This is a genomic window from Enterobacter sp. 01-M-02-SI-ECC (assembly GCF_047530595.1).
GTDB classification, from domain to species: Bacteria; Pseudomonadota; Gammaproteobacteria; order Enterobacterales; family Enterobacteriaceae; genus Enterobacter; species Enterobacter cloacae_M.
Map to the genome: position 1 here is coordinate 21,143 of NZ_JBLKCZ010000008.1, position 12,822 is coordinate 33,964.

Annotated in this window: 10 protein-coding genes and 1 pseudogene; 5 read left to right on the forward strand and 6 right to left on the reverse strand. The window is 56.2% G+C overall.

Going from position 1 to position 12,822, the window contains the following annotated elements:
- Positions 1-91: 91 nt before the first annotated feature.
- Positions 92-1,585 (forward strand): M16 family metallopeptidase, encoded by a 1,494-nt coding sequence (locus tag ACMWLG_RS12500; protein ID WP_045404763.1) that lies wholly within the window; start codon positions 92-94, stop codon positions 1,583-1,585.
- A gap of 63 nt (positions 1,586-1,648) precedes the next feature.
- On the opposite strand, the gene ACMWLG_RS12505 is transcribed toward ACMWLG_RS12500, so the two are convergent.
- Entirely contained in the window at positions 1,649-2,578 is a 930-nt protein-coding gene (locus ACMWLG_RS12505; protein WP_045404761.1) for a sugar kinase, read from the reverse strand.
- Positions 2,579-2,807: 229 nt separating this feature from the next.
- Between ACMWLG_RS12505 and pdeH the strand changes: the two genes are divergently transcribed.
- Together pdeH and ACMWLG_RS12515 are read left to right on the forward strand one after the other, a co-directional pair.
- Positions 2,808-3,581, forward strand: a complete 774-nt coding sequence (gene pdeH, locus ACMWLG_RS12510) for a cyclic-guanylate-specific phosphodiesterase (protein WP_023309584.1) — start codon at positions 2,808-2,810, stop codon at positions 3,579-3,581.
- Between the two features lie 65 nt (positions 3,582-3,646).
- Positions 3,647-5,689, forward strand: a complete 2,043-nt coding sequence (locus tag ACMWLG_RS12515; protein ID WP_045404758.1) for an AsmA family protein — start codon at positions 3,647-3,649, stop codon at positions 5,687-5,689.
- Positions 5,690-5,746: 57 nt separating this feature from the next.
- Here ACMWLG_RS12515 and ACMWLG_RS12520 read toward each other — a convergent pair whose 3' ends face one another.
- The 3 genes from ACMWLG_RS12520 to ACMWLG_RS12530 form a co-directional block, all read right to left on the reverse strand.
- Positions 5,747-7,069 (reverse strand): MFS transporter, encoded by a 1,323-nt coding sequence (locus ACMWLG_RS12520; protein WP_414762989.1) that lies wholly within the window; start codon positions 7,067-7,069, stop codon positions 5,747-5,749.
- Between the two features lie 260 nt (positions 7,070-7,329).
- Entirely contained in the window at positions 7,330-8,355 is a 1,026-nt protein-coding gene (yhjD, locus tag ACMWLG_RS12525; RefSeq protein ID WP_045404789.1) for an inner membrane protein YhjD, read from the reverse strand.
- A gap of 52 nt (positions 8,356-8,407) precedes the next feature.
- Positions 8,408-9,307, reverse strand: a complete 900-nt coding sequence (locus tag ACMWLG_RS12530) for a LysR family transcriptional regulator (RefSeq protein WP_045404754.1) — start codon at positions 9,305-9,307, stop codon at positions 8,408-8,410.
- 119 nt (positions 9,308-9,426) lie between these two features.
- Here ACMWLG_RS12530 and ACMWLG_RS12535 point away from each other — a divergent pair, with 119 nt between their 5' ends.
- On the forward strand, positions 9,427-10,185 hold the full coding sequence (locus ACMWLG_RS12535) for an SDR family NAD(P)-dependent oxidoreductase (protein WP_045404752.1): 759 nt from the start codon (positions 9,427-9,429) through the stop codon (positions 10,183-10,185).
- A gap of 97 nt (positions 10,186-10,282) precedes the next feature.
- Here ACMWLG_RS12535 and ACMWLG_RS12540 read toward each other — a convergent pair.
- Together ACMWLG_RS12540 and ACMWLG_RS12545 are read right to left on the reverse strand one after the other, a co-directional pair.
- Positions 10,283-10,381: pseudogene (locus ACMWLG_RS12540) on the reverse strand (lysozyme); the annotation flags it as partial.
- A 71-nt stretch (positions 10,382-10,452) separates the two neighbouring features.
- A complete protein-coding gene (locus ACMWLG_RS12545) occupies positions 10,453-10,992 on the reverse strand; it encodes a GNAT family N-acetyltransferase (protein WP_045404750.1) in 540 nt (179 codons plus the stop codon).
- 148 nt (positions 10,993-11,140) lie between these two features.
- Between ACMWLG_RS12545 and ACMWLG_RS12550 the strand changes: the two genes are divergently transcribed.
- Positions 11,141-12,730: an STY4199 family HEPN domain-containing protein gene (locus ACMWLG_RS12550; protein ID WP_045404748.1), complete on the forward strand. Its 1,590-nt coding sequence runs from the start codon at positions 11,141-11,143 to the stop codon at positions 12,728-12,730.
- Positions 12,731-12,822 lie beyond the last annotated feature (92 nt).

Genomic DNA, 12,822 nt, shown 5'->3' on the forward strand with positions numbered 1-12,822 from the left:
GTCTAATCGACGTGTTTTCATCGTCATCTTTAAGAGTGAAGCGCGTCGCGAAACACTCTTTTTTAACCAGGAATGTTGATCAGGGGTTCACATGCAGGGCACAAAAATTCGACTCTTAACCGGCGGTTTGCTGATGATGGCAGCAGCCAGTTATGTGCAGGCAGATGCGCTCCAGCCAGACCCGGCCTGGCAACAAGGGACATTAGCGAACGGTTTTCAGTGGCAGGTTTTAGTCACTCCGCAACGTCCCAGTGACCGTGTAGAAATCCGTCTGTCCATTAATACCGGTTCCCTCACGGAAAGCACCCAGCAAACCGGTTTTAGCCATTTTATTCCCCGGCTGGCGCTCACGCAGAGCGGCAGCCTGCAAGCGGTTCAGGTGCGTTCGCTTTGGCAGCAGGCCATCGATCCGAAACGCCCGCTCCCACCGGCAGTGGTCTCGTATGACTACACCATGTTTAACCTGAGCCTGCCTAATAACCGTAACGATCTGCTTAAAGAAGCACTTACGTATCTCTCCGATGCATCTGGCAATCTGGCGATTACGCCGGACACCGTCAACTATGCGCTGAGCAACAGCGACATGGTGGCGACCTGGCCTGGAGATACCAAAGAGGGCTGGTGGCGTTACCGCCTGAAAGGCTCAACGTTACTGGGACATGACCCGGCCGAACCGCTGAAACAGCCGGTAGACGCCGAACAGGTAAAATCGTTCTACCAGAAGTGGTACACCCCGGATGCGATGACGCTGATCGTGGTCGGTAACGTGGACAGCCGCGCGGTGGTGGAGCAGATCAACAAAGCATTTGGTGATTTGAAAGGCAAGCGTGAAACACCAGCCCCTGTTCCGACGCTCTCTCCGCTGCGTGCAGAGCCTGTCAGCATTATGACGGACGCCGTGCGTCAGGATCGCCTCTCCGTCATGTGGGATAACGCCTGGCAGCCCATCCGCGAGTCCGCGGCGATGCTGCGCTACTGGCGTGCCGATCTGGCGCGTGAAGCGCTGTTCTGGCACGTTCAGCAGACGCTGAGCAAGAACAACGTGAAGAATATCGGTCTTGGCTTTGACTGCCGCGTGCTGTTCCAGCGTGCGCAGTGCGCCATCAACGTTGAGTCGCCGGGCGATAAGCTGAATGCCAATCTGGGCGTGGTCGCAAAAGAACTGGCAAAAGTGCGTAAAGAGGGGCTTTCCGAAGAGGAATTCAACGCTCTCGTGGCGCAGAAAAAACTTGAGCTGCAGAAGCTGTTTGCGACCTACGCTCGCGCCGATACCGACATTCTGATCAGCCAGCGTATTCGCTCTCTGCAGAACCAGGTGGTGGACATTGCGCCGGAACAGTACCAGAAACTGCGTCAGGACTTCCTGAACGGTCTGACCGTCGATATGCTCAATCAGGACCTCCGTCAGCAGCTGTCGCAGGAGATGGCGTTGATCCTCCTGCAGCCGAAGGGCGAGCCGGAATATGACATGAAGGAACTTCAGAAAACCTGGGATTCCATTATGGCTACCGCGCCGCAGCCAGCGCAGGCCGCCACGGCTGATGATTTACATCCGGACGCGACGGATATTCCGCAGGGGCAGTAATGCGTAGACATTCCCTCTCCCTGTGGGAGAGGGTTAGGGTGAGGGCATCAGCCCGCACCTGACTTAAACAGGCATCGCCTCGCGCGGAATAATCGCCCCGCGATACTGAATCACCGTGCTGGCCGTCAGGTGACCACGCTGTGCCGCAGCTTCCGGCGTTCCACCCGTCAGCCGTACTGCCAGATAGCCCGCGCTGAATGAATCTCCGGCCGCCGTGGTATCAATCACTTTCTCTTTGGCAAGCTTCACCGCCGGCACGTTAACCAGCGCTTCACCCGCCACCGCAACCAGGCATGAATCCGCCCCGCGCTTAATCACCACTTCGCTCACGCCTGCCGCCTGCGTGCGTGCAATCACCTCCTCTACCGGTTTCTCACCCCACAGGGCGTCTTCATCGTCGAGCGTGAGGAAGGCGATGTCGGTGCACTGCAGCATCTGCTGATAGACCTGCTGCGTCTCTTCGCGGCTGGCCCACAGGCGCGGGCGGTAGTTGTTATCGAAAATAACCTTGCCGCCGTTTGCACGGCATTCTCGCAGCAGCGAGAGCAGCTTTTCACGGCTGGTAGGGCTCAGGATCGCCAGGCTAATCCCGCTCAGATAGAGGTAATCAAAGGTCGCCAGCTCTTCGCAGATGGCCGCTGCCGCGTCGCTCTCCAGCCAGAATTTGGCCGCGGCTTCGTTACGCCAGTAATAAAACGTGCGTTCGCCGGTGCTGTCGGTTTCGATGTAATAAAGCCCCGGGAGGCGGTTCTCCATACGCTGAATCAGCGACGTTTCAACATGTTCACTCTGCCAGGCCTCCAGCATTTGCTGGCTGAAGCTGTCCGTACCCAGGGCGGTCACGTAGTTCACGGTAAGCGCGTCAGGCGCAACCTGACGGGCAATATAAACGGACGTGTTTAACGTATCGCCACCAAATCCGCGGCTGACTTCCGCGCCTTTTTGTGACAGCTCAATCATGCATTCGCCAATCACGGCAATTTTTTTGGACATAGTCGTGAACCTGAACAGAAGAATTATCAGCAGTGTGCGCTGAGTGAATTAACCGGTCAACTATATTAAAACAACGTTCCATTATTTTATTTGAGCCAGCGCGTGTTCCCGCGCATTTCTGTCATCTTAATTTCATTTTCCCGGTGAATTGAACATAAAGTTCTCAATTGTCGCGCCGATAATCCTGTGACGAGTCCAGAAAGGCTATCCCAACAACAGGACATCTGAAATGAAGTCAGAGCAGGTTATCCAGCGGCTGAGCACTACGCCTGAGGCAAGTATTGAGAACTTGCAGGAGCATCGCTACTGGCTGCAATGTGAGCGTGCGTACACCTATCAGCCGATCTACCGAACAGATGGTCGACTGATGGCAATTGAAATTTTGACCGTCGTTACGCATCCCTCAAACCCTACTCAGCGCATCGCGCCGGATCGCTATTTTGCCGAAGTTGCCGTTCGCCAGCGTCTGGACGTGCTGGAAGAGCAGCTTCGTATGCTGGCGACGAAGCAACCTTTTTTCGAACAGCACGATATCCTCGCCTCAGTAAACGTCGATGGTCCAACCCTGCTGGCGCTGCGTCAGAACGCAAAATTGCAGGAGCTGATCGCCACCCTGCCGTGGATGCGCTTTGAGCTGGTGGAGCATGTCCGCCTGCCGCAGGATTCCTCGTTTGCGTCTATATGCGAATACGGCCCGCTGTGGCTGGATGACTTTGGCACCGGCATGGCGAACTTCTCCGCCCTGAGTGAAGTGCGCTACGACTACATCAAAGTGGCCCGCGACCTGTTCATTATGCTGCGTCAAACCCCGGAAGGGCGGAATCTGTTTACGCTGTTATTACAGCTGATGAACCGCTATTGCCAGGGCGTGATTGTTGAAGGTGTGGAAACACTGGAAGAGTGGCGTGATGTGCAAAACTCCCCCGCAGCGGCGGCGCAAGGCTATTATCTCTCCCGCCCGGTACCCATGGATCGCCTCGATAGCGTTATAACGACCCTCTGATAAGCCCGCTTCCCTTTGTCTGGACTATAGTTTTACAGGACAGGTCATCAGGAAAGGGGATAAAAATGACGAGAACAACCAGGGTAATCTCCTGGACAGCAGGGATTTTCTTGTTGTTGATCGTGGTCGTCGCCATCATTATTGCGACGTTTGACTGGAACCGTCTCAAGCCGACCATCAACCAGAAAGTCTCAACCGAACTGAACCGCCCCTTCGCCATACGCGGTGATTTAGGGGTGGTGTGGGAGCGTCAGAAAGAGGAGCCAGGCTGGCGAAGCTGGATCCCCTGGCCACACGTCCATGCCGACGACATTATTCTCGGCAACCCGCCGGATATCCCGGACGTCACCATGATCCACCTGCCGCGCGTTGAAGCCACGCTGGCTCCGTTAGCGCTCCTCACCAAAACGGTCTATCTGCCGTGGATCAAACTTCAGCAGCCCGATGCGCGTCTGATCCGACTTTCAGAAAAAAACAACAACTGGACGTTTAACCTTGCCAGCGACAGCGAAAAAGATCCGAATGCCCAGCCTTCTTCCTGGTCATTCCGTCTCGACAATATTCTTTTCGATCGCGGACGGATCGCCATCGACGATAAGGTCAGCAAGGCGGACGTGGAGATCCTGGTCGATCCGCTGGGCAAACCGCTGCCGTTTAGCGAGATCACGGGCACGAAAGCAAAAGGCGACGCGGCAAGCGTGGGTGACTATGTCTTCGGCCTGACGGCAAAAGGACGCTACAACGATCGGCCTCTCAGCGGTAAAGGGAAAATCGGCGGCATGCTGGCGCTGCGGAGCGAAGGCACGCCGTTCCCGGTGCAGGCGGACTTCCGTTCCGGGAATACCCGCGTGGCGTTCGTGGGAACGGTCAACGATCCGATGAATATGGGCGGCGTCGACCTTCAGCTCAAATTTGCCGGCGATTCGCTGGGCGAGCTGTATGAACTCACCGGCGTGCTGCTGCCGGATACCCCGCCGTTCGAAACGGACGGGCATCTGGTCGCCAAAATCGATACTGAAAAAGCGTCCGTTTTTGACTACCGGGATTTCAACGGCCGGATCGGCGATAGCGATATCCACGGCACCCTGACCTACACCACCGGAAAACCGCGCCCGAAACTGGAAGGGGATGTTGAGTCCCGTCAGCTGCGGCTGGCCGACCTGGGCCCGCTAATTGGCGTGGACTCGGGTAAAGGGACCAAGTCGAAAGAGGTCAAAAAGGATGTTCAGCCTGCCGGCAAAGTGCTGCCATACGATCGCTTCGAAACCGACAAATGGGACGTGATGGATGCGGATGTGCGCTTCAAAGGCGGAAAAATTGAACATGGCAGTACGCTGCCGATCAGCAATCTTTCGACCCATATCCTCCTCAAAAACGCCGATCTGCGCCTGCAGCCGCTGAAATTTGGCATGGCGGGCGGGACGATTTCCTCGAATATTCATCTGGAAGGTGATAAAAAGCCGATGCAGGGAAGAGCGGAGATCCAGGCGCGTCGATTGAAGCTGAAAGAGCTGATGCCGAACGTAGAACTGATGCAGAAAACCCTCGGTGAAATGAACGGTGATGCCGACATTCGCGGCGTGGGGAACTCGGTGGCGGCGCTGCTGGGCAGCGGCAATGGTAACCTGAAGCTGCTGATGAACGACGGGCTGGTGAGCCGAAACCTGATGGAGATCCTGGGGCTGAACGTCGGTAACTACGTCATCGGGCAAATCTTCGGTGATGACGAGGTGCGGGTAAACTGCGCGGCGGCCAATCTGGATCTGGTTAACGGCGTGGCGCGTCCGCAGATATTTGCCTTCGACACGGAAAACGCGGTGATTAACGTGACCGGGACCGCCAGCATGGCCTCGGAGCAGCTTGATCTGACGATTGACCCGGAAAGTAAGGGGATCCGCATCATCACCCTGCGCTCGCCGCTTTACGTGCGCGGAACCTTCAAAAACCCGCAGGCGGGCGTGAAGCCCGGACCGCTGATTGCGCGCGGTGCGGTGGCTGCGGCCCTGGCGACACTGGTTACCCCGGCCGCAGCGCTGCTGGCGTTGATTTCGCCGTCTGAGGGCGAAGCTAATCAGTGCCGGACTATTTTGTCGCAGATGAAGAAGTAGCTCCCTTTCTCCCTCTCCCTGTGGGAGAGGGCCGGGAGGGCATCAGGCCGCAGTGAATTACAGAGCCTTGTGCTTCGTCTCGTGCGTCAGCAGCAGCGCAATCAGCGTCAGCGCCGCCATGGCCGCAAGATAGACCCCCACATAGAACAGACCATAGTTCGCCTGCAGCCAGGTGGCGATATACGGCGCAACGGACGCGCCCAGAATAGAGGCAACGTTGTAGGAGAACGACGCGCCGGTATAACGCACTTCCGTCGGGAACAGCTCGGGCAGCAGCGCGCCCATCGGGCCGAAGGTCAGCCCCATCAGGCTCAGGCCAATCAGCAGATAGGCCATCACCAGCGCCGGGCTACCTGAACCCAGCAGCGGCGGAAAGACGAACAGAGCAAACAGCATGATGAGCGTGGTGATTGTAATCATGCTTGCACGACGACCGAATTTATCCGCAAGCAGACCCGCAATCGGAACCATCACGCCAAACCCGATCACCGCCATCATCAGCATCCACAGCACTTCGTTACGCGGCAGCCCCAGGCCAACCGGCGCGGCGGCGGTACTGAACGTCATGGAGTAGACGGTCATAATGTAGAACAGCGTATAGGTTGCCAGCATGATGAACGTGCCCAGTACGGTCACGCGGACGTGTTTGGTCAGCAGCGTACCCAGCGGCACTTTCACCTGCTTGTTCGCCGCGGCCACTTTCGCAAAAACAGGAGTCTCATGCAGCGAAACACGCACATACAGGCCAATCAGCACCAGCACGGCTGAGAAGATAAACGGGAGACGCCAGCCCCAGCTCATGAACTGTTCATCCGTCAGCAGCCACGAGAGCAGCAGGAACGTCCCGTTGGCAAAGAAGAAGCCAATCGGCGCGCCCAGCTGCGGGAATGAACCGTACAGCGCGCGCTTGCGCGCCGGGGCGTTCTCGGTGGCCAGCAGCGCCGCGCCGCCCCATTCACCGCCCAGCCCCAGACCCTGACCAAAACGCGCCAGTGCCAGCAGGACCGGCGCCAGAATGCCGATGGTTTCATAGGTCGGCAGCAGACCGATGGCTACGGTGGAGATGCCCATCGTCAGCAGCGAGGCCACCAGGGTGACTTTTCGGCCAATGCGATCGCCAAAGTGTCCAAACAGCGCAGAGCCAATCGGACGCGCAACAAACGCGATGGCAAAGGTCGCCAGAGACTGCAGCGTGGCTGCCGTCGGATCGCCCTGCGGGAAGAAAATATGCGGGAAGACGATGACCGCGGCGGTGGCATAAATATAAAAGTCGAAGAACTCAATGGCGGTGCCAATCAGCGAGGCGACGACAACTTTATTGCGCGAGTTTACCGGAACGTTTTCCGTTCCTGAGTCGAGTGTGGTGGCGGTTGCTTGCATAATATTTTCTTATTTTTGTCGAACGAAAGGCCATATTACGCACAGCAAAAGCGACATTTCAATCTGTAACAAAGCCGCGCGCTGGTGATAAAAGCAACAAAAAGCGGATAATTTTCAGGCCAGCGAAAACACGTCTATGAAATGCTTCACAGATTTTAAATATTAGTCAATTAAACTGGTTTTCGGTTAAATAAAAGTTACGGACTGGATTTATATGCTGAAATGATGAATCGGGCTGAAATTTCAGCCCGAGAGCGTGGCTAGCGGTGCGTTTTACCGGGCATTCGCGTGTCGCCTTTGTACTCGGCGGTGGCAATCCATGCCGCGCAGAACAGGGTCAGGCGCGCGAAAAAGTAGAAGAAGGCCATCAGTCCCAGCACCGAGCCAAAAGCCGCGCCAGAAGGGGATTTCACCAGCGACGGCAGCGTGTAGGTCATCACGATTTTGATCACCTCAAAGCCGATCGCCGCAATCAACGTGCCGCGAATCAGCGCCTTCTTGCGCGGACGATGGCGGGGCAAGCGCCAGAAGATCCAGAAGAACAGCAGGTAGTTGGCAAAGATGGAAATGGCCAGCCCAATGCCGCGCCAGGCGGGCTTCAGCCATTCGATGTAATCAAGATAGAGTGCGGAGATGATCATCTGCTGCGCCGAGCCCGCCACGGAGGTAATGGAAAGCGTCACGATCAGCGCGACGAGCAGGCCAATCAGCGAAACAAAATCCCGGAGATACTTCACCCAGATTTTCTCCTCGTCCTGCGGCTTACGCTCCCAGACGTCGCGCGACTGGGCGCGGATGGCCTCGCGCAGGTTGCCCATCCAGTTAACGCCGGAGTAAAGCGCAATCAGCAAACCAACGATACCCACGGTGGTACGCTGCTGAACGGCGGTATTGATGGTGCTCTTGAGCGTGCTGGCAAGGGTCGGGTCACTGACGTTATTCAGGATCTTATTGAAGATATCCTGCAGTAGCGTCGGGTGCGACGCGAGCACAAAACCGGCTGCCGCAAACGACACCATCAGGATTGGGATCATCGACAGGAAGGAAAAATAGGTGATGGCGGCACCAAACTGGTTCCCCATGCGGTCATTAAACCGTTCTGTGGCGCGTATCAGGTGCGCAATCATGGGAAGCTGCTGGATCTTTTCTGCCATGCTGGTAACCGTACCCAGCGCTTTGCTGGCGGTGCCTGGCTTTTTGGCCTCTTCTGGCCCGGTTTCCATCTTTTTGACGGGCTCGTACTCTAAATGTTGGGTGGGTCGTTGCGGGTTGTTTTCCGGCGTCACGCGCATTTTCCTTTTCGTTGAGCTGGATGTGTTTTTGAATTATAGCTTGCGGCTAGTCCACGTAAGCTTTTGTGAGTTCGGTAAGCCACTCCATGAACAGATGGACCCGGCGGGAGAGGTTGCGGCGGTGAGGGTAAATCAGGGAGACGGGCATCGGTTCGGCCCGGTATTGCGGGAGGATCTCAATCAGTTTCTTCGCGCGCAGTAAATCGCGCACCCCAACCCGCGGAACCTGAATAATGCCCAGCCCGGCGAGACAGGCAGCCTGGTAAGTTTCCGTGCTGTTGACGGTTAACACCCCGCCCGTTTTAATCCACTGCGTCGCACTGCCGTTATAAAACTCAAAGCCCTGCGGGCGGGTTCCCAGCATCGCGGCGTAGTGGATCACGGCGTGCGAGCCTAAATCGTCCAGGGTTTCCGGATAGCCAAATCGCGCCAGATAGTCCGGGCTGGCGCAGTTAATCACCGACAGCTTGCCCAGCGGACGGGCAATCAGCCCTGAATCCTTCAAAGTGCCGACGCGCACCACGCAATCAAAACCTTCGCGGATCACATCCACCAGACGATCGCTGCTGCTGAGCTCGAGTTCAATGCCCGGATAGTGCTGCAGAAAAGCAGGCAGTTTGGGGATGACTAAATTTCGAGCAACGCCGACGGGCATATCCACGCGGAGCCGACCGCTGATGCTGGAGGGATCGTGCTGAAACATACCGTCGAGTTCATCAAGGTTTGCCAGCAGATCTTTCGCCCGTTCGTAATAGACCATGCCGTCCTGCGTCAGGCTGACGCGGCGCGTGGTGCGGTGCAATAGCTGGGTGCCAAGCCGGTTTTCCAGGGCCTGAATTTGCCGCGAGACGCTGCCTTTCGGCAGGGTTAATGTTTCGGCCGCGCGGGAAAAACTTTCCAGTTCCGCGACGCGGACGAACAGCTGCATTGCGTGAATTTTATCCATAGAGGAAGCTCATTGTTGTTTCTGGTGAAACAGTGAAGCGTTTTAACCCATCTTTATTGATTTTCTATCACCTAATAAGCTCTTTCTCAATCTCCTTAACAGCCAAAACGAGGTTTATGATGAGTGAACGTATCGCATTAGTGACGGGTGGTAGCCGTGGTCTGGGCAAAAACGCTGCGTTAAAGCTGGCGGCAGACGGCACGGGAATTGTCCTGACATACAACCGTAGCCAGCAGGAAGCGCTGGATGTTGTGCATGAAATTCAGCAAAAAGGCGTCAACGCAGCGGCATTACAGCTCAACGTCGGTGATATCACGAGTTTTGATCATTTTGCCCGACAGCTTCAGGAAACCCTTAAGACCGTCTGGCAGCGCGAAACCTTTGACTATTTATTGAACAATGCCGGAACGGGTTTATACGCGCCCTATGCCGACACGACGGAGGCTCAGTTTGATGAAGCGCTGAACATTCATTTCAAAGGACCTTTCTTCCTGACCCAGCGCCTGCTGCCGCTGCTTAACGACGGGGGTCGTATCCTCAACGTCTCCAGCGGGCTGGCCCGTTTTACCCAGCCGGGCTCAGGGACCTACGCGGCCATGAAGGGGGCGATGGAAGTGCTGACGCGTTATCAGGCGAAAGAGCTGGGCGCGCGCGGAATTTCCGTCAATATTATTGCGCCGGGCGCGATAGAAACTGACTTTGGCGGCGGACGCGTGCGCGACAACACGGAGCTGAATCAGCTTCTGGCCTCGCAGACGGCGCTGGGACGGGTGGGGCTGCCGGACGATATTGGCGATGCCGTTGCGGCACTGCTCAGCGATAAGCTGGGCTGGATGAATGCGCAACGTATTGAAGTATCAGGCGGTATGTTCCTGTGATACACGGGCTTAGGGGGAAGGAGCCCCTTAAGGAAACCCTTAGTATGGATGTGTCTGCATACTGACAGTGATAAAGAACGCAGGCAGCCATAGCCGATAACCCATTTTCATCACGATATTTCTCCAGAGAAAGGCCCGGATGTTTTTTTATTAACGCAGCGGCCGCTGAGAATATTTTCAGCGAATGACGTTTGATATTCGTTTCCTCTAAATAGTGACATTAAAGAGGAAACGACGTCCGGGAAATATCTGCTAAAAAGCGGTTGGTCAGGAATTATTATTCAGGTATTCCTGCTGTAATAAACCAAATAGCCAGTCATTTTGCCAGCGCCCCGCAAGGTAATAGCTCTCGCGTAATTCACCTTCCAGACGAAAGCGGGCTTTTTCCAGCAGGCGTCTTGACGCGACATTTCCCGCGGTGACGGTGGCGGTGAGTCGCCGTATACCGCCCTGATGAAAAGCGTAATCGCAAAGCATTTTCAGGGATTCAAAGCCGTAACCTTTCCCCTGCGCCTCGGGCGCGAAAAGGAAGCCCACTTCTGCGCAGTCCTCCTCCCGCTGAATATACCCGGTAACGCCCAGCGGGGCCTGTGAGGCGGTGTCACGTACGACGAGACAAAGCCAGTGGGCGCTGCCCGGTGCCCATGGGGCCAGGCGCGAATCAAACGCCTCGCGGATCGCCGCGACGGGACGGTCTTCCGCCACAAAGCGCATCACGTCCGGGTGCTGCTGTAGCGCCAGAAAAAAGGGCCAGTCTTGTTCCTGAAGGGGCGAACAGGTCAGGCGAGAGGTAATTAAAACCGGCATTCAGATTCTCCTGAAACATTTTAAATCATTTTAGGGTTGTCACTTTATTTCAACAGAAAGTCAGGTATGGTTAACCGCGTATAAATAAAAAGAATAAAGGGCGTTTCGTGCCCATTCCGGATGTCTTCGTTGTCGCTTAAGGAAAACAATGACTCTCAGCACATCACATCATATTCGCGAACAGTTTGAACACTGTCTGGCGGTCATTCGCCATGCGTCGGTGGAAATTTTACTCCTTCTGAATGTACATGCTTCTGAGGGCAAAGATCCACGCTGGTTCCTGGAACAACTCGACAGCGCGCGATTAGCTCTGGGCGGCTGGGGAGCCGTTGCGAAAAAACTCAACCTGAATGATGCCGAGATGTCGGAATTTACGCTCCAGCTGCGCCTGCTGCAGCAGCGCGTTCCGCAGTATGAAAGCGGACAGGATGTGAGTGAAAACCAGCTTATTGCGGCGATACGGTTTGTGACCGCTCTGGAACATCTTCGCCTGCAGCAGCCGCTGTTGACCTACAGCACTGACCTGGCACCGGGAAGCGAACTCCAGCAGCAGCAGGCGCACAAGCAGGTACGCGCGATTGAGCTGATGATTAAAGGGCTCATCCAGCAGGCCTGGCCCGATCAGGTGCGGCTGAACAACCATCTTAAGACCCTGTTTAACGCTGACCGCGTGCGGCGCTGGCTGAAGCTTGGCGAGATCAATGATGTCCTCAGCGGCATGATGTTCAGCGAACTGGCGCAGATGCTGGTGGATAAAAAAGAGTTCAGCCGCTATTACGCTTCGCTGTTCAGCGACCCGTCCATGCTGACGCTGCTGGTTGAACCGCGCAAAACGCTGCAAACCTTCCTCGATGACATTCGGCAAATCCGCAACAGCATCACCGTTCAAAAAACGTTAAGCTCGGCGCAAATCCAGCTGCTGGATAACTACTATGCGCAGATCGCGCGGCCCGTTCAGCGCGCGTTTGAAGAGGGGAGAACGCGCGTCAATCCGGCCGGATTCATGGCGGTAGATGCCAGCGAATTGCATACCTTCTGGGAAAAGGCGCAGAAAATGGATCGGGTCACCGGTGGGGATCTGTTTGAAGTCCGTGACACCATTGAAAAGCCGACCCAGCGCGCGCCGCGTACCCCCGAACAACGCGAGCAGCTCATTTCCGGTGCGCTATGGGGGGCGGTTGGCGTCATGGTGATTGCTATCGTGGCGGGGGGCTTCTGGCTGGTGACCAGCAGCAAACCGCAGCCTGCAACCGCCAGCGCGGCTGAAGCGGCTTCTCCGCAGGAAATGCGCGAGACGCCTTCTTCGCGCGAAACGCTCACGCGCATGGGGGTCACCTGGGACGAGAATAATTTCCGCTCGGCCATTAACCGCAACGATACCCGCGTGACCCTGCTGTTTTTGCAGGGCGGCATGGACTGGAAGCTCTCCTGGACCGAAGAGGCGATGTCGGCAGGCTATGACGATGTGCTGGAGCTGATGTTACGCTACCGGCAGAACATGGTGGAAGAGAAGCCGTGCCGTCGCTTCATCAACACGCTCAGCCACGCCATGTCGAACGGCGAGTCTCTGACCTCGGTACGTAAAGAGTATCTCAAAGCTTTCTGCACCGTTCCTGCGGTGGTGAAACGCCAGCAGCACGATCTCGACATGGCCACACGCCGCGCGCAGTCGCAGCCGGATGCCACCACGAAAAAATGGCAGTCCATTCAGACTGCCATTTATGAGGTGATTCGCTAACATTTTTCCCCTCACCCCAGCCCTCTTCCCATAGGGGCGAGGGAGATGAAGAGCGCACCGTGCAGTCCCCTCTCCCCTATGGGGAAAGGGTT

Coding starts and splice junctions, on each gene's coding strand:
- ACMWLG_RS12500 (WP_045404763.1), top strand. CDS start 92: ATGCAGGGCACAAAAATTCGACTCTTAACCGGCGGTTTGCTGATGATG.
- ACMWLG_RS12505 (WP_045404761.1), bottom strand. CDS start 2,578: ATGTCCAAAAAAATTGCCGTGATTGGCGAATGCATGATTGAGCTGTCA.
- pdeH (WP_023309584.1), top strand. CDS start 2,808: ATGAAGTCAGAGCAGGTTATCCAGCGGCTGAGCACTACGCCTGAGGCA.
- ACMWLG_RS12515 (WP_045404758.1), top strand. CDS start 3,647: ATGACGAGAACAACCAGGGTAATCTCCTGGACAGCAGGGATTTTCTTG.
- ACMWLG_RS12520 (WP_414762989.1), bottom strand. CDS start 7,069: ATGCAAGCAACCGCCACCACACTCGACTCAGGAACGGAAAACGTTCCG.
- ACMWLG_RS12530 (WP_045404754.1), bottom strand. CDS start 9,307: ATGGATAAAATTCACGCAATGCAGCTGTTCGTCCGCGTCGCGGAACTG.
- ACMWLG_RS12535 (WP_045404752.1), top strand. CDS start 9,427: ATGAGTGAACGTATCGCATTAGTGACGGGTGGTAGCCGTGGTCTGGGC.
- ACMWLG_RS12545 (WP_045404750.1), bottom strand. CDS start 10,992: ATGCCGGTTTTAATTACCTCTCGCCTGACCTGTTCGCCCCTTCAGGAA.
- ACMWLG_RS12550 (WP_045404748.1), top strand. CDS start 11,141: ATGACTCTCAGCACATCACATCATATTCGCGAACAGTTTGAACACTGT.